Origin of the sequence: Breznakia sp. PFB1-19 (assembly GCF_029893935.1) — a bacterium.
In the GTDB taxonomy this organism is placed as follows: Bacteria; Bacillota_I; Bacilli_A; order Erysipelotrichales; family Erysipelotrichaceae; genus Breznakia; species Breznakia blatticola.
Map to the genome: position 1 here is coordinate 217,658 of NZ_JARXXJ010000001.1, position 15,309 is coordinate 232,966.

Consider the following 15,309-nt stretch of genomic DNA (forward strand, 5'->3'; position numbering starts at 1 on the left):
AAGTGCACTTCTTTGATTACACTAATAGCGTATCAAAGGAGTGTTTAATTTATGATAAAGAGTGCAACAATTACAGTGCGCCCAGGAAATTCAAATGATTGTTTATTTGTTGCTGATGCTTTAGTTAAAGCATACCAAAAGCAATTGCCAAAAATAGATGAAGAGAAATTAGAGAAAGCAATCATGTGTGCTTTACAACCACAGCATGTATGTATCGCAGAAAACGATGGAAGAGTTGTTGGTGTGTTAGCAAGTACACAAGGGAATAAGAGAGCTTTGCAATTAGATCGTAATGAAGTCATAAAATGGTTTGGAATTCTTCGAGGTCCAGCAATCTACAAACGTCTGATTCGTATTTTCGAAAAACCATTATGTAATAAAGATACGATTTGCTTGATTGATTTTGTATATGGTGAAAGTGATAAAGTATGTCATGAACTCATTGAATATGTGCTTAAACAAGCGTATGGGGAAGCCTATTTAGCAGTGATTCCAGACACTGATGCAAGAATTATCCGGATTTTAAAACATAGTAAATTCTATGAAGTAAGCCGTGAAGAAAAGTATATGAAATCACAAAAACGAATGAATCAATACATCTATTTACGTAGAGATATTAAGTAAGAGCCAAGTGCTCTTTTTTATTCTCAAGGAAAGTACTCTTCATTGCTAAGTAAAGTCAAAATAAAGGGTCAGGCACTTAAAAAGACCTAATCCTTTATTTTGATTTTAGGTTGTATTTATTTCTTTGGATAAAGTGTTGGTTTATCGCATCTTGGACAATGGGTATGTGGTGTGTCATTGTTGTTATCATATCGCATCATTTCTGCTACTTCATCAAAACACTATGTAGGAACTTGTTCTTCCTATCCGCAGCTTTTGCTTTTCCTAATCGTGGAAGTAAGACTTTCATTTTCTCATTATGAGAATGATTACATGTTGCATATATTCCATAATAGCGAATTATTTTAAATTGTTGTTCGGGAATATGAAGAAGAAGTTTTTTCATAAATAGAAATACATGTTCTTATACTTCAATGTGTTCATTTGTTTTATGTTCATCATAATAATACTTGATTGTTTTTTTTATCTTTGTTGTAATGGATAATTCTATTTTGTAGCATTGCAGGTCTTCCAATATAGCGTAATATATAATTTATAATTGCGTTTTTATCTTTTCCATTTTTCTAGTGGTGGAGCGGCAAATTCTTCCTTGCAAGATATTGTAGATTTAATTGAAAGTGACGAAAAAGCCTGAGAATATGAATAGGAGGATATACTATAGTCTTTTCTATTTTTTCATCGTATAATTAAATTAATTTGAACTTAGCGAGGTAAGAAAATGATAACAGGATACTATTGCACCAATATTTTTTCTAAGCAAGCAAAAGAGCTTATTGAGTTTTATAGATATATATTAGAAATCCCCTTTATTAAGACAGATGTGGACGATTCAAATGGAGTTTATCTTGGTTTTATAGAGAAAGCACCCACTCTTTGCATCTGGGATTGCGAAGTGTTCGACACACAACCAACAGGTTATCAATCTTTCGTTTTTCAAACAGAAAATCTTGATTCAACAATGAAATATTTGAAGAAAAAAGGGGTTTCAATGTCTGAGGCTATTAGATATGATTGGGGAACTTACGAAGTTCGCTTAAACGATATCGATGGAAACGAGATAGTGATAGTTGAGATGGCTTAATAATTGCCAAATTCTAGTTTGTAGAACTGGTGAAAATTAAAAATTCTTCTGCATCGTGCGGAGGATTTTTTTTTATTATCTCTTGTTTTCTCGTGTATATTTCAAAGAAATATACTAAAATGTAGATATAAAGTAGAGGGAATAAAATGAGAAAAGTAAAAATTTTAGTACTTGTCCTTTTGTGTGGAATTGGACTTGTTGCATGTGATTCAGATGCAGATGTAGTAACAGAGAACATCAAAAAAGATGCTGAACAATTCAAGATTCTTAGACGAATCGTATTTATTAATAACATTACTGGTGAGTATTTATTTCAAGCGGAAGGTAACTGTTCAGTAGAAACCAACAATGAAGCACAACGCTTGGAAGTTACATGTAAACTTGGAAAAGATCAATACAAAGTACATTACTTTGGGCTTTCAGACAACACAAGTTATACAGTGGAACAATTAGACTGGGTAGATAGCAATAAGTATCGTTATGAAATTGTCTTTAAACCAGAAAGTATTGTGCCATTAATCGAAAACGACTAAAAGGAGAACTATGGACTGGTTTACAGAAATTGAAGCAAGATATAAAAGAAAGAATACAATTTTGATTGGACAAGATAGTGAATTGTTGCATCCATTAGATCAAGCATGTAAACAAGCAGGGCGTCAAGTGGTTGTTTTGTGGGGTCTAGATTATGCAAATCGATTAGCACAAGAATTACAACCAAGATATCCAGATGCATCAATTATTTCAGACGTGGTTGATAAAGCGACATGTTGGGCACAAGGGAAGTGCAAAATGCCAGAAGCAAAACGGATGATACTTGATATACACGCATTTGCCAAAACAATAGATGATAAAAAAGATATTGCATTATGTCATGCGATTGGGCAAGCATGTAGTGTTGTTCATACACCCACACATGCTTTGGGCTTACCAATATATCAAATTACAGCGATGGTTCATCAATATGGAATCGAGAACTGTAAGCCATATATTCAAAAGCAAGTAGATGCATATGTAGAAGCACTGCAATATTGGGTGATACACAAAGGTGATACACCACGCACTTGGGCATCATTTCTACAAGAATAAAACTGTATGATTGACTTAATACAGTTTGTATGCTATTAATAGTAGTAGAGGTGTTATATGGGATATAAAAGAAAAGGATTATGTGCACTTGTTTGCACCATGTTATTGGTAGGTTGTGTATCAAAAAGTATCAAAGCAGAGAAAATTGAAAATATGGAATTTAGTCATATACAAGATTTACATAAAACTATTGAAGTTGATCAAAGCTGTTATGAAGAAATATCAACAATTATCAATGATTTAGATTTTGTGGATACTGAGCAAACGCCAGGAGATGCACATGGAATCTATATATCGATGAAAAATGTAATTCATACGTACTATGTTTGTGAGGATGGAACGGTGTATTATCGAAACAACCAAAATGCAAAACATGGGTATCAAGAAGCAAAAGATAAAAAGCTTGCAAGTAAGTTGAGTAAGTTTATTGATAAGCAATTTGAGCAAACAAAGAAATAACAAAACCACAAGGTATATAGAATGAAGATTCTATATATCTTTTTTTAGTTAGGATAAAAAATTTATATTTTATGTATTTGGAAATTGTGCCAGAGACACTTATTTGTTATAATAGGTACGATTTGGAGAGTGATAACTATGGGACGTGCCTTTGAAGTACGAAAAGCCAGCATGGCCAAAACGGCTGCTGCAAAAACAAAAGTTTATTCAAAATTTGGAAAAGAGATCTATGTAGCTGCAAAGAATGGTGAACCAGATCCTGAAATGAATTCCAACTTAAAGAAAGTTGTAGAAAGAGCAAAAGCGAATCAAGTACCTGCGGATGTAATTAAACGTGCGATTGATAAAGCTAAAGGTGGAAGTGACGAAAACTATCAAAGTTCAGTATATGAAGGATTTGGTAGTGGTGGTCTTGCGACAATCGTTATTGAATGTTTAACGGATAATGCAAACCGTACCATTGCAGATTTACGTGGAGCTTTCAACAAAGCAAAAGCGAAAATTGGAGTGAGTGGTTCTGTATCATTTAACTATGAAAGTGTAGGACAACTAGTCTTTGCATATGAAGATGAAGATACAATGCTAGAAACTTTATTAACAGCTGATGTTGATGTTAAAGAAATTGAAATAGAAGATGGACACATGGCAGTAACTGTCGCACCACAAGATTTATACAAAGCGAAGGATGAAATCGAAGCATTGATTCCTGACGTAACATTTGATGTGCTAGAACAAACAATGGTACCAAATGAATACGTAACGCTTGAAGGTGATGACAAAATGCTATTTGAACGTTTATTAACATTACTTGATGATGTTGATGATGTACAAAACGTATACCACAACGTAGAAGGACTCTAATTAGAGTTCTTTTTTCGTACGATAGAAAAGGTCTAACAATTGTCGAGTCAAAGGACATATATTGTTTTACACTGTAGATGAAAGGAGGGTCATATGATTACAGTATTAAATCAGGTTGTAGATTACATAGAAGAGCATTTATATGAAACGGTAGATTTTGATAAACTTGCAAAGAAATTCGGTATGAGTGCATATCATTTAAAACGGACATTTAGTTTTATTTCGGGTGTTTCTATTACGCAATACATTCGTTTGCGTCGCTTGAGTCAAGCGATTGAAGCATTACATGAAGGCTATCGTATAAGTGATGTAGCATATGATTATGGTTATGATTCATTGGATGGATTTACACGCGCAATTAAACAATGGACAAATTATACACCCAGCGATATTGTGGTAAATCATGTTCATAAAGAGTTTCCAAGGCTATCCTTTCAGATACAAGTAACAGGAGGACAAGAAATGGAATATCGGATTGAAGAAAAACCTGCTTTTACAATCGTGGGAGTCAGTCGAACAGTGTCTTTGCAGTTTTCTGGAGTCAATGATGAAATCGTAAAATTAGCACAATCGATTAAGGAAAAGCAAAGAGAAGAAATACATAAATACATGGATATGTATCCAAACCAGGTCGTAAATGCATCATTTAACTTTACAGGCGACCGCACAAAGGAAGAAGGAACGTTAACACATATGATTGGAGCTTTAACGACAAGTTTACATCAGCCAATTTCGTTACAAGCGAAAAGCGTTGCTGCACATACTTGGGCAATTTTCCCAAGTCGTGGTGCCTTTCCTAAAGCGCTTCAAGATACTTGGGCTAATATTGCCTCGATTTGGCTACCGGCAAGTTCGTATGAGCTTGTAGAAGCTCCAGAGATCTCTTTTACGAAGTTTTTGGATGCAAATCAACAAGAAGCATACAGTGAAATTTGGATTGCTGTGAGAAAGAAGATGTAAAGTCCTTCTTTCTTTTTTTATGCAGGTTTGCTACACTGTTTTTATGAAATATGATATTCAAATTCGACAGGCACAACCTGGTGATGAAATGGTTGTGGAAAACCTATTAACGACAAAAGTACATGAACTAGCCGCAAAAGATATTGTGCAATGGGAACTAGAGGAAGTCACATGGGGTGCCTTATCTAAGGATTATGATATTACGAACTTCCATATTGTATATCGTGATAATAAACCGGTGGCAACGTTTAGTGTGGTTGATTATGATCCAACGTATTGGCTGCATGATAAACCAAAAGAAGCATTATATATCCACAAAGTTATGGTCTTAGATGAAGCAAGTAAATCAGGTATATCAACTATGATGTTAGATTACTTTAAAGAACTTGGACGTAAACAAGGATATGCTGTTGTAAAACTTGATGTGCGCGCATATAAAAAACCACTACGTGCATATTATGAACGTAATGGTTTCACACTTGTTGAAATCGTGGATTTAGGTAAAGGTTATTTAACCGCTTTATATAAATATAAATTATAGACTGATAGGGTCTATTTTTTTATAATTGGCTGTTGGATTTCCTTTTTAATAAAAGCAGCTTGTTTATCTAGTGGGAGTACACTTGCATAGACTTGTGCAGCTTTATATTCCATATCGCGATAGACTTGTGGGATTTGTCCAAAACTACTTGCTAGGTGGACATCCTCTTTAATATTTGCTAGATAGTTTTGCCCTATTTGATTAAACCCGAGAATGCGTACGTAATCCAGTGTAGGTAAGCTATTTGCCGCTTGTTTTGTGGTGTGAGTAAGCAAATGAATCAAACTTCTTTGGATGCTTGCTTTCGTGTAACGTTTCGTGATAGCACGTTTGATAAAGTCATCATAACTGTCTGCAAGTTCTACTTGTTTGTATAAATGACTTTCCATACCTTCATCCATTAAGAAAATCGATGCAAGTTCTTGTTTCGATAGTACTTGAAGTTGATACTTGATAAAGGGAAAGTAGTGTTCCATAAGAAAGCGATCATCTAAGTTTGTCATTGGTGTTGTATTTGAAACAACTTGTTGGTTAGCAATTTGATTACGAATACTTGTTGCACTAGATACACTTCCTGTAAGCTGTTTGCCATGATATGCATTGGTGCGTTGAATTGTATAGGCTGCAATAGGAGCATCACCTATGGCTTTGATATAGTTGTAACCAAGAATATCATTTGGTGATAAGTCACCAAACATTTCTTCATAAGCTTTTGCACTCGACTGTCCTGGCTTTTTAATAAGTTGTTTTTCTTTTGCGACTAAGGAATGTAAAAAAGATACATCATTGGATTCACTTCCAAAGACAATACAGTCAACTTGCATCATTTTTAGTATATCAATACTTGCTTTTGCGAAGTGGTTGGCACTTTGCGTTGCATAAATATAAGGCAGTTCAACAACGATATCTACTCCATAATCAAGTGCTATTTTTGTGCGTTCCCATTTGTCGATAATCGCAGGTTCTCCACGCTGAACGAAATTACCACTCATGATGCAAACAAGCACATCGCATTTGCTGATGGCTTTGGCTTGTTGGATATGATGGATATGTCCATTGTGGAAAGGGTTGTATTCACATACGATTCCGCATACTGTTAATTTTCTCATATATATAGTATATAGGATTTCAAGTGCAAATAAAATTAGGAATATGATAGAATAGTGTCTAGAAGAGGTAAATAAAACATGAAAAAAACAAGTTTAGTTGTGTTAGCGGCTGGAATGGGGAGTCGCTATGGAGGGTTAAAACAAATCGATCCAATCGGACCTAATGGAGAAATTATTCTCGAACTAAGTGTGTTCGATGCAAAACGTGCTGGATTTGATGAAGTTATCTTTATTATCAAAGAAGCAATTGAAAAAGACTTTAAAGAAGCAATCGGAAACAAAATCGCTGAACATTTCCCAGTAAAATACGTATTCCAAGATATGACAAAAATTCCTGAAGGATGCAGTATTCCTGAAGGACGTGAAAAACCATGGGGGACAGGACATGCTTTATTATGCTGTGAAGATGTCATTGATGCACCTTTCTGTGTAATTAATGCGGATGACTACTATGGACAAGAAGCATTCGTAAAAATCCATGACTTCTTAGTAAATAATACAGATGAAGATAACTATGCAATGGTTGGTTACTTACTACAAAATACAGTAAGTGATAATGGAAGTGTTGCGCGTGGTGTATGTAATGTAGAAAACAATAAATTAAGTGACATTCAAGAACTAACAAGTATTGAAAAACGTGAAGATGGACATATCTTTTATACAGAAGATGCAGGAGCAACTTACCATGAATTAGATCCAAATCGTCTAGTTTCATTAAACTTCTGGGGATTCAATCCAAACTTCATTCAATATATGAAAGAAGACTTTGTGAATTTCTTTAAAGAAGAAGTACCATCAAACTTACTAAAATCAGAATTCTTTATTCCAAAAGAAGTAGGGAAAATGGTTCGTGAAAACAAAGTAAGTGTTAATGTATTATCAAGTAATGATTCTTGGTATGGTGTAACCTATCAAGAAGATAAACCAAAAGTAAAAGCAGGAATTAAAAAACTTATCGATGAAGGTAAGTATCCAGTACCACTTTGGTCTAAATAAGAATGTAATAAAAGCATCAAAGGTCATAAATCTTTGGTGTTTTTTCTTGCCTTTTTTGAAAAGTGTTATAAGATAGGGAAGTATATTATCAAAAGTGCGAAAAACAGCAACGATTTTTGGTGTGGAAATATCCCAATCTTTTGTTGACTTATCGTCGACTTTTGCTATAATATTTAGGCAGGCAATGAGGTGATGATCGTGAAATGGTCAAAGAATGACTTGTTAAATACAAAAGATGGAGTTATTTCTTTTCAAGAAGATTTAACATTTCCGAAAGAGACTTTTGCGAAAATCCACCAACTACGCGACCTGAAGGATGTGCATGTTGAAGGTAGTCTTGATTACGATGGAAAAAGTGACTTAGTCACAGTAGACATGGAAATCAGTGGCGAAATGATTTTACCTTGTGCAATTACGAATGAAGATGTTCCTTATCCATTTGATATTGAACCTACTGAAGTATTTGCGTTTCGCAAAGTAGATGATACTGAAGACTTACACGAAGCTAAAGGTGATGTAATTGAACTATTGCCGATTATTTTCCAAGATATCATGATGGAAGTTCCCTTAAAAGTTGTTAAAGACGATATTAAGGAATATCCAAAAGGAGAAGGTTGGGAGGTAATTAGCGAAAGTGATTACCAAAAACGTAAAAAAGATGAAGTGGATCCTCGATTAGCAAAGCTAGCCGAGTTTAAGATCGAAGAAGACTAGAGGAGGTATTTATGGCTGTTCAACAAAGACGTGGTTCTAAACACAGAAAAGCAAAAAGAAGAACGCACTATAAATTAGTGAAACCTACATTGACAACATGTCCAGCTTGTGGTGATTATGTGCGTCCACACAGAATGTGTGAATGTGGAAACTACAATGGTAAACAAATCGTTCCAGAAGCAAAATAGTTAATTTAGAGTGATGAAAGCAGCTTACAGTTTGTAACTGCTTTTTTTCGTGCTAAAATGTTTGTAAGAGGGACAGATTATGAAAAAAGTATATTGTGTGTTGTTGCTTTTTTTACTTATAGGATGTAGCAGTAGTGAAGATACACCGGATGTAACTGTGTATCGTAAGATACTACGCATAGAATATGGAGAAACACTAAATCTTAAAGTAAGTGATTTTCTATCTTGTGAAGACAAGGATGTACTAAAGCAAGCAACAATGGATACATCAAAGATTACATATGATGAAAATACATATCCTGCAGTTGGATTGTATCCAATTGTGATTAGTTATCCTGTAGAAGATTCAACACAAAAAGCAACTGTAACATTAGAAGTACAAGATACAATAGCACCAACACTGACCAAAGAAGTAGAGGCAATTGAAGTCGCTTATGGTGCAAGTGATTATGATTTTTATCAACACTTTGAGGCAACTGACTTAAGTGGTGTGCATATGGATATCGATACAAGTAAGGTTGATTTTGCTCTAACTGGAACATATGAGGCATATGTGAGTGTCACTGATGCATATCAAAATGCGATACATAAAACTATATCCGTGCATATAGGTGAAAAACCACAACCAATTCCACAGCCAATAGAACAACCGGTAATACAACCACAGCCAGTAATTGAACAAACTAGTGTTCAACCAACCTATGTTCAAGGAATACTTGTGGTAAATAAGAAATATGGGTTGCCAGCAAGTTATGCACCAGGAGTAAATGGAGAAGCAGTATATGCTTTACAACAACTCATTGCAGGCATGCGTGCAAATGGCTTACAAGTCTTAGATAGTTATAGTGGTTATCGCAGTTACTCGTATCAAAATCAACTCTATTGGAATTATGTGGCTAGCTATGGACAAGCAGCGACGGATACATTTTCTGCACGAGCAGGTCATAGTGAGCATCAAAGTGGACTGGCATTTGATTTAATTAGTCCAAATGGACAACTTTTAACTAGTGAACCAGAAGCATCATGGATTGCACAACATGCACATGAATATGGCTTTATTGTTCGTTATCAAGCAGGTAAAGAACATATTACAGGATATCAAGCAGAACCATGGCATTTACGTTATGTTGGAAGTCATGCTCCTGCAATTTATGCAAGTGGACTAACTTTAGAAGAATACCTTGGAATACAAGGTGGAGGATATTATTAGATGCACAAACTTTATACATATGTAAAAGATGAATTAATAAAAATAAAACGACCAGAGAGAATTGAGCAACAAGAAGCATATTTACGTAATCAGTTTTCCTGTTTAGGCTTAACAACGAAAGAAAGAAGAGATGTCTATAATCAAGCCATAAAATTAGAAGCAAATCCAGAAATTGACTGGGACTTACTTTTTGAATGCTTTGATGATGAATATCGTGAGTTGCATTACTTTGCTTGTTACTACTTAGAGAAGAAAAAACAAGCACTAACCATTGATGATGTCGACAAATTAAAAAAACTTGTTCAAACCAATTCATGGTGGGATAGTGTGGACAGTTTAGATCTAACCATCGGCTCGATTGGCTTAGTGGATGAACGTTTAAATGACATTATGATTGCATGGTCTAAAGATGAAGATTTCTGGGTGCGTCGTATTGCTATTGATCACCAATTGATGCGTAAAGAAAAAACGAATACACAATTACTAGAAACAATTATCGTGAATAACTTTGGTAGTGATGAATTCTTTATTAATAAAGCAATCGGATGGGCACTTCGCCAATACAGTAAAACGGATCCAGCTTGGGTAAGAGACTTTCTAGAGAGATATCAAAGTCAAATGGCAAAACTAAGTATTAAAGAAGCAAGTAAATATATTTAAGCAAAAGGCCAATACGCTTGGTCTTTTCTCTTGTCTAAGGTATAATAAAACATGAATTTAGGAGAACATTATGCGAGCTAGAATAACCTTATGTGTTGTAAAAATATCAAGATTTCTATTGTCACTACTCGGGCGTGGAGGATCACTGCCAGGACAAATTGGACTAAAACTTGATGGACAAATACTACAGAAAATAAAATATCCAAAAGAAATTATTTTGGTTACAGGAACAAATGGAAAAACGACAACAACCAATATGGTGTATCGTTTGATGCAAAAAAAATACAAACATGTCATTTGTAATGTACGTGGAGATAACCTACTTGTAGGTATTGCAGCATTATTTTTACGTAATACAAAGATGAATTTACAAGTGGATGCAGATTGTGCAGTTATTGAAGTTGATGAACTCAATGTACCTCACGTATTAAAACGTGTTCCAGTCACAAAAGTGCTTATTAATAACTTCTTTCGTGATCAACTAGATCGTGCCGGAGAAATGGAAAGTGTTGTTGGTAAAGTAAGTAAAGCACTTGAAGACTTCCAAGGTGATTTGGTTTTAAATGCAGATGATCCAAATGTCGTTCGTTTGGCAGATACATCAAAACAAGCACATGTATATTTCTTTGGTGTAGATAAAAATAGTGAAAGTAAAGAGATCAGTAATGAAGCAAGTGAAGGAAAATTCTGTTTTCGCTGTAATCACCAACTGGAGTATGCATATTATCAATACTCACACATTGGACATTTCGCTTGTCCAAATTGTGGGTTCGGACATAATGAACGCTATGTGCAAGCAAGTGATGTGAACTTAGATACACAAAGTTTTGTCGTAGAAAATACAACCTTTCATGCACCACAGGATGCTTTGTATGCAATTTATAATGCTACAGGGCTAATCGCATTAGCGAAATTGATGGATATTCCATTTGCAAGTGTACAAGAGTTACTTAAAAACTTTGAATTAAAAGATGGCCGTATGGAGTCGTTTAACATTGGACGTAATGTATTACTTAACTTAGTGAAAAACCCAACAGGGGCTAACGAAGTTATGAAGTATATTATGCGTGATCCAGAAGATAAGGATATCGTTATTGTCTTAAATGATAATGACCAAGATGGAACCGATGTATCTTGGATATGGGATGCACACTTTGATTTGCTTGTTGACACACATACAAAACATATTATATGTGCAGGAAAACGTGCATACGATATGGCATTGCGTTTGAAATACGAAGGATATGAAGGGAACTTGATTGTGTGTGAAAGTCTTGAAGGATCCATTGACGAATTAAAGAAATTAGATGATCATGCATATGTGATTGCAACATATACCGCATTACAAAGTATGCGTAAAATTCTAAGGAGGAATGAAAAGTGAAACTAAACGTACTCTGGATGTATCACGATGTCATGGATTTATATGGAGATCGTGGAAATATACAAGTGTTAAAGAAACGTTGTATGGACCGTCATATAGAAATTGAAATTGATACATGTGGTATTGGTGAATCAAAACACATTGGCGATTATGATTTATTATTTATCGGTGGTGGGGCAGACCGCGAACAAGGATTGCTCTTTGATGATTTAGTTTCACGAAAACAAGATATTATTGATGCTATTGATGCAAAAACATTTGTTTTATTGATATGCGGTGGTTACCAATTCTTTGGTCAATACTATATCGACAACAGCAATAATAAAATTGAAGGACTAGGGATCTTTAATTACTATACAACAAGTGATTCAAGTGTTGGACGTTGCATCGGAAATATTGAGATTGAAGCGATATTGGATGGAAAAACCGTGAACATTGTTGGTTTTGAAAACCACGGTGGACAAACACGTGGTGTAGAACATCCATTAGGTAAAGTAGTGCATGGACATGGAAATGAATATCAAGGTGGTTATGAAGGTTTCTACAATGGACAAGTACTTGGTACGTATATGCACGGACCATTGTTGCCAAAAAATCCTGAAGTAGCAGACTTCATTATTAGCAAAGCACTTGCGAAACGCTATGGTGAAGTACAATTAGCGAAACTTGATGATACGTTAGAAAATCGCGCACATGAAGTCATGCAAAAACGCATGGCAGGAGCTTAAGATGACATTAGAAGAAAAGTTTGAATTACTTGGTGATGATGTAGATAAAAGAAAACACTTCTTTTATGAAATGTTACTCCATGATGTATATTTACTAGCAAATAGCACAACAGGAAATACAAAAATTGAAACAGGTGAAAACTTGCAAGTGTTCTCAATGATTTATGAAGGATTGGAATTCGTTCCTATCTTTCTAAGTTTAGACTCGCTGAGTAATTTTCTAAATGAGCAATCTTCTCCATATGTTAAAGCAAATGCTGCTGATTTGCTTGAAACACTAAAAGAACGTGATGTAGTTATCAATCCAGGAAGTGATCATGCATTACTACTATTTAGTCCTGAAATTATTGATTTATTGAAAAAATCGTTAAATTAGGAACGTTAAGTGGAAAATATGAATGTACTTCATATGCATTATTTTATGCAAAACATTGATAAATACTGATTTTTGTGGTAGTATAGCCATGTTGATAAGAAAAACCGAGAGGGCGCAAGCCCTCTCTTAACTTTACTTATGGGAGGAAAACGCTTGGAAAACAATCTAAAAACGATGATTCAGGAAATTGTGGAAGCCAATGATTGTACACTATATGATGTGATTTGGACACAAGATGGATCAATGAAAATCTTACAAGTTTCAATTTTGGACAAGGATGGAAAAATGGATTTGGATACATGTGCGAAAGTCAGTAATGAGATATCTGACAAATTAGATGCACTAGACAATATCCAATATGAATACTATCTAGAAGTATGTTCTCCTGGAGCGGAGCGTGAACTTCGCAATGATGAAGAAATCAATGCTGCAATTGATTCATACATATACGTGAAATTCAAAGATCCAAAAGCAGGAATGGACGAAGTCCAAGGATATTTACGTAAAGTCAATGAAGCAGATATTGTCGTTGAATATGTAGATAAAACAAGAAAAAAAGAAATAACGATTGAAAAAGACAATATTGGTCTTATTCGTTTATCAGTTAAAGTTTAAGGAAGGAATTGGTCATGAAACTGAAAGAATTCGTAAAAGCGATGCAAGAAATCGAAAAGGATCGCAACATTGATGAAAAAACAATCATCGATGCACTAGAGGAAGCGCTAATTAAAGCGTACCGTAAACATGTGGAACTACAAGATGCATATGTTCGTGTATCGTTTGAAGATAACAACATCAAAGTATTTGCACAACGCTTAGTTGTGGAAGAAGTTGAAGATGATGAATTAGAAATCTCTTTAGAAGATGCTAAGAAAATCAGAGAAGACTTTGAACTTGGTGAGTTCGTTGAGGAAGAAGTAGATATTACTTCATTTGGTCGTATTGCGATCATCTTAGCGAAAAACGTAATGAAACAAAAAACAAGAGAAGCTCAAAAACAAGCAGTATATGATGAATATATTGATAAGTTAGAAGAACTTGTGACTGGGGTTGTAGAAACCGTAGAAGAAAAATTCTGTTTAGTGAATATTGGTCGCACAATTGCACTTATGCCAATGGTTGCACAAATTCCAGGAGAAACATATCGTGAAGGGCAACACATCAAAGTTGTAATTAGTGATGTAAACAAGGAAACAAAAGGAGCGCAAGTACTTGTAAGTCGTGCAGATCCTGTTCTTGTGAAACGTTTATTCGAAAAAGAAGTTCCTGAAATTTACCAAGGAATTGTTGAAATTAAAGCAATTGCTCGTGAAGCAGGGGAACGTTGTAAAATGGCTGTATATTCACACAATGAAAACATTGACCCAATTGGTGCATGTATTGGACCAAAAGGAAGCCGTGTACAAGTCATTATCGAAGAACTTAAAGGTGAAAAAATTGATATCTTTGAATGGAGTGAAGACGTTAGTAAGTTAATTGCAAACGCACTTGCACCAGCAGATATCTTAGCAGTTATTAAAAACCCAAACCGTGAAAACGGATTGATGGTAATTGTTGAAGATGATCAATTATCATTAGCAATTGGTAAAAAAGGTAAAAATGCACGTCTTGCAGTAAAACTTACAGGTCAAACAATTGATATTAAATCTGTAAGTGATGCAGCAAACATGGATATTGATTGGCAAACATTGGCAGCTGAAGAAGCTGCAGTAATTGCTGCCCAAAAAGAAGAAAAACGTAAAATCGAGCAAGCAAAAGCATTTGAAGAACGTCAAAAACAAGAAGCTGCAGATGCTGGAGTGGATGCGGATTACGTGGATGAATTGTTCGCTGATGAATACATTGAAGAAGAATTCGTACCAGAAACAGTGGCAAAAGAAGAACCAACTGCTGTGGAAGTAGAAACAAATAAAGAACTTGAAAAAGTAGAAGAAGCTGCAGAAGAAAAGATTGAAACAGAACTTGAAAAGGCAGCACGTATTGCTAAAGAAAAGAAAGCACAAGGAATCGACTTAGAAGAAAAACGTGCATATAAATCAAAACTAGAAACAATTCTAGAAGCGAAAAAAGAAGATGCACCAAAAGCGAAACCGAAAAAGAAAAAGAAGAAAACAGATGAAGATCAATTGTTTGTGGAAGATGAACCAATCACAAAACCAACATTTGATCCAAATGAAAAGGATTACGAATTAAAACCAATTTATACAGAAGAAGAACTTGCTGAAATTGAGGCAGCTCAAGAGCAAGAACAAGAAAAAGATTGGGTTTATGATGATGACATCGACTTTGATGAGTTCGATGATTACTACGACGAGGACTAAAGGAGTAAATG

19 protein-coding genes are annotated in these 15,309 nt (G+C 34.9%); 18 read left to right on the forward strand and 1 reads right to left on the reverse strand.

Going from position 1 to position 15,309, the window contains the following annotated elements:
* The first annotated feature begins 51 nt into the window (after window positions 1–51).
* The 8 genes from M2098_RS00915 to M2098_RS00950 all read left to right on the forward strand — a co-directional run bounded on the left by M2098_RS00915 (window position 52) and on the right by M2098_RS00950 (window position 5,612).
* The gene (locus M2098_RS00915; RefSeq protein WP_280680765.1) at window positions 52–624 is read left to right on the forward strand and encodes a hypothetical protein; all 573 of its coding nucleotides are present in this window, start codon (window positions 52–54) and stop codon (window positions 622–624) included.
* A 718-nt stretch (window positions 625–1,342) separates the two neighbouring features.
* Window positions 1,343–1,705 carry a VOC family protein gene (locus M2098_RS00920; protein ID WP_280680763.1) on the forward strand — a complete coding sequence of 121 codons (363 nt, stop codon included), beginning with the start codon at window positions 1,343–1,345 and terminating at the stop codon, window positions 1,703–1,705.
* Window positions 1,706–1,851: 146 nt separating this feature from the next.
* Window positions 1,852–2,238 (forward strand): hypothetical protein, encoded by a 387-nt coding sequence (locus M2098_RS00925; protein ID WP_134167349.1) that lies wholly within the window; start codon window positions 1,852–1,854, stop codon window positions 2,236–2,238.
* A 10-nt stretch (window positions 2,239–2,248) separates the two neighbouring features.
* Entirely contained in the window at window positions 2,249–2,791 is a 543-nt protein-coding gene (locus tag M2098_RS00930; RefSeq protein ID WP_280680760.1) for a putative immunity protein, read from the forward strand.
* A gap of 57 nt (window positions 2,792–2,848) precedes the next feature.
* Window positions 2,849–3,250 carry a hypothetical protein gene (locus tag M2098_RS00935; RefSeq protein ID WP_280680758.1) on the forward strand — a complete coding sequence of 134 codons (402 nt, stop codon included), beginning with the start codon at window positions 2,849–2,851 and terminating at the stop codon, window positions 3,248–3,250.
* Window positions 3,251–3,388: 138 nt separating this feature from the next.
* The gene (locus tag M2098_RS00940) at window positions 3,389–4,111 is read left to right on the forward strand and encodes a YebC/PmpR family DNA-binding transcriptional regulator (protein WP_280680757.1); all 723 of its coding nucleotides are present in this window, start codon (window positions 3,389–3,391) and stop codon (window positions 4,109–4,111) included.
* Between the two features lie 93 nt (window positions 4,112–4,204).
* Window positions 4,205–5,071 (forward strand): AraC family transcriptional regulator, encoded by an 867-nt coding sequence (locus tag M2098_RS00945; protein ID WP_280680755.1) that lies wholly within the window; start codon window positions 4,205–4,207, stop codon window positions 5,069–5,071.
* A gap of 43 nt (window positions 5,072–5,114) precedes the next feature.
* A complete protein-coding gene (locus M2098_RS00950; RefSeq protein WP_280680752.1) occupies window positions 5,115–5,612 on the forward strand; it encodes a GNAT family N-acetyltransferase in 498 nt (165 codons plus the stop codon).
* An 11-nt stretch (window positions 5,613–5,623) separates the two neighbouring features.
* On the opposite strand, the gene M2098_RS00955 is transcribed toward M2098_RS00950, so the two are convergent.
* On the reverse strand, window positions 5,624–6,721 hold the full coding sequence (locus tag M2098_RS00955; RefSeq protein WP_280680751.1) for a nucleotidyltransferase family protein: 1,098 nt from the start codon (window positions 6,719–6,721) through the stop codon (window positions 5,624–5,626).
* A gap of 78 nt (window positions 6,722–6,799) precedes the next feature.
* Here M2098_RS00955 and M2098_RS00960 point away from each other — a divergent pair, with 78 nt between their 5' ends.
* From M2098_RS00960 to nusA, 10 genes are all read left to right on the forward strand, one after another.
* Window positions 6,800–7,717, forward strand: a complete 918-nt coding sequence (locus M2098_RS00960) for a nucleotidyltransferase (RefSeq protein WP_280680749.1) — start codon at window positions 6,800–6,802, stop codon at window positions 7,715–7,717.
* Window positions 7,718–7,909: 192 nt separating this feature from the next.
* On the forward strand, window positions 7,910–8,431 hold the full coding sequence (locus tag M2098_RS00965) for a YceD family protein (RefSeq protein WP_134167487.1): 522 nt from the start codon (window positions 7,910–7,912) through the stop codon (window positions 8,429–8,431).
* Between the two features lie 11 nt (window positions 8,432–8,442).
* The gene (gene rpmF, locus M2098_RS00970) at window positions 8,443–8,619 is read left to right on the forward strand and encodes a 50S ribosomal protein L32 (RefSeq protein WP_134167331.1); all 177 of its coding nucleotides are present in this window, start codon (window positions 8,443–8,445) and stop codon (window positions 8,617–8,619) included.
* Window positions 8,620–8,698: 79 nt separating this feature from the next.
* Window positions 8,699–9,829, forward strand: a complete 1,131-nt coding sequence (locus M2098_RS00975; RefSeq protein ID WP_280680745.1) for a M15 family metallopeptidase — start codon at window positions 8,699–8,701, stop codon at window positions 9,827–9,829.
* Window positions 9,830–10,489 carry a DNA alkylation repair protein gene (locus M2098_RS00980; protein ID WP_280680744.1) on the forward strand — a complete coding sequence of 220 codons (660 nt, stop codon included), beginning with the start codon at window positions 9,830–9,832 and terminating at the stop codon, window positions 10,487–10,489.
* Window positions 10,490–10,559: 70 nt separating this feature from the next.
* Window positions 10,560–11,873: a Mur ligase family protein gene (locus M2098_RS00985; RefSeq protein ID WP_280680743.1), complete on the forward strand. Its 1,314-nt coding sequence runs from the start codon at window positions 10,560–10,562 to the stop codon at window positions 11,871–11,873.
* Window positions 11,870–12,601 (forward strand): glutamine amidotransferase, encoded by a 732-nt coding sequence (locus M2098_RS00990; RefSeq protein WP_280680741.1) that lies wholly within the window; start codon window positions 11,870–11,872, stop codon window positions 12,599–12,601. The genes M2098_RS00985 and M2098_RS00990 overlap by 4 nt, the downstream gene beginning before the upstream one ends.
* A 1-nt stretch (window position 12,602) precedes the next feature.
* Window positions 12,603–12,977 carry an SseB family protein gene (locus tag M2098_RS00995; RefSeq protein WP_166667485.1) on the forward strand — a complete coding sequence of 125 codons (375 nt, stop codon included), beginning with the start codon at window positions 12,603–12,605 and terminating at the stop codon, window positions 12,975–12,977.
* 153 nt (window positions 12,978–13,130) lie between these two features.
* Window positions 13,131–13,592: a ribosome maturation factor RimP gene (rimP, locus tag M2098_RS01000; RefSeq protein WP_243833708.1), complete on the forward strand. Its 462-nt coding sequence runs from the start codon at window positions 13,131–13,133 to the stop codon at window positions 13,590–13,592.
* A 14-nt stretch (window positions 13,593–13,606) separates the two neighbouring features.
* Window positions 13,607–15,298, forward strand: a complete 1,692-nt coding sequence (nusA, locus tag M2098_RS01005; protein WP_280680736.1) for a transcription termination factor NusA — start codon at window positions 13,607–13,609, stop codon at window positions 15,296–15,298.
* Window positions 15,299–15,309: the final 11 nt, after the last annotated feature.

Coding starts and splice junctions, on each gene's coding strand:
- M2098_RS00915 (WP_280680765.1), top strand. CDS start 52: ATGATAAAGAGTGCAACAATTACAGTGCGCCCAGGAAATTCAAATGAT.
- M2098_RS00920 (WP_280680763.1), top strand. CDS start 1,343: ATGATAACAGGATACTATTGCACCAATATTTTTTCTAAGCAAGCAAAA.
- M2098_RS00925 (WP_134167349.1), top strand. CDS start 1,852: ATGAGAAAAGTAAAAATTTTAGTACTTGTCCTTTTGTGTGGAATTGGA.
- M2098_RS00930 (WP_280680760.1), top strand. CDS start 2,249: ATGGACTGGTTTACAGAAATTGAAGCAAGATATAAAAGAAAGAATACA.
- M2098_RS00935 (WP_280680758.1), top strand. CDS start 2,849: ATGGGATATAAAAGAAAAGGATTATGTGCACTTGTTTGCACCATGTTA.
- M2098_RS00940 (WP_280680757.1), top strand. CDS start 3,389: ATGGGACGTGCCTTTGAAGTACGAAAAGCCAGCATGGCCAAAACGGCT.
- M2098_RS00945 (WP_280680755.1), top strand. CDS start 4,205: ATGATTACAGTATTAAATCAGGTTGTAGATTACATAGAAGAGCATTTA.
- M2098_RS00950 (WP_280680752.1), top strand. CDS start 5,115: ATGAAATATGATATTCAAATTCGACAGGCACAACCTGGTGATGAAATG.
- M2098_RS00955 (WP_280680751.1), bottom strand. CDS start 6,721: ATGAGAAAATTAACAGTATGCGGAATCGTATGTGAATACAACCCTTTC.
- M2098_RS00960 (WP_280680749.1), top strand. CDS start 6,800: ATGAAAAAAACAAGTTTAGTTGTGTTAGCGGCTGGAATGGGGAGTCGC.
- M2098_RS00965 (WP_134167487.1), top strand. CDS start 7,910: ATGATCGTGAAATGGTCAAAGAATGACTTGTTAAATACAAAAGATGGA.
- rpmF (WP_134167331.1), top strand. CDS start 8,443: ATGGCTGTTCAACAAAGACGTGGTTCTAAACACAGAAAAGCAAAAAGA.
- M2098_RS00975 (WP_280680745.1), top strand. CDS start 8,699: ATGAAAAAAGTATATTGTGTGTTGTTGCTTTTTTTACTTATAGGATGT.
- M2098_RS00980 (WP_280680744.1), top strand. CDS start 9,830: ATGCACAAACTTTATACATATGTAAAAGATGAATTAATAAAAATAAAA.
- M2098_RS00985 (WP_280680743.1), top strand. CDS start 10,560: ATGCGAGCTAGAATAACCTTATGTGTTGTAAAAATATCAAGATTTCTA.
- M2098_RS00995 (WP_166667485.1), top strand. CDS start 12,603: ATGACATTAGAAGAAAAGTTTGAATTACTTGGTGATGATGTAGATAAA.
- nusA (WP_280680736.1), top strand. CDS start 13,607: ATGAAACTGAAAGAATTCGTAAAAGCGATGCAAGAAATCGAAAAGGAT.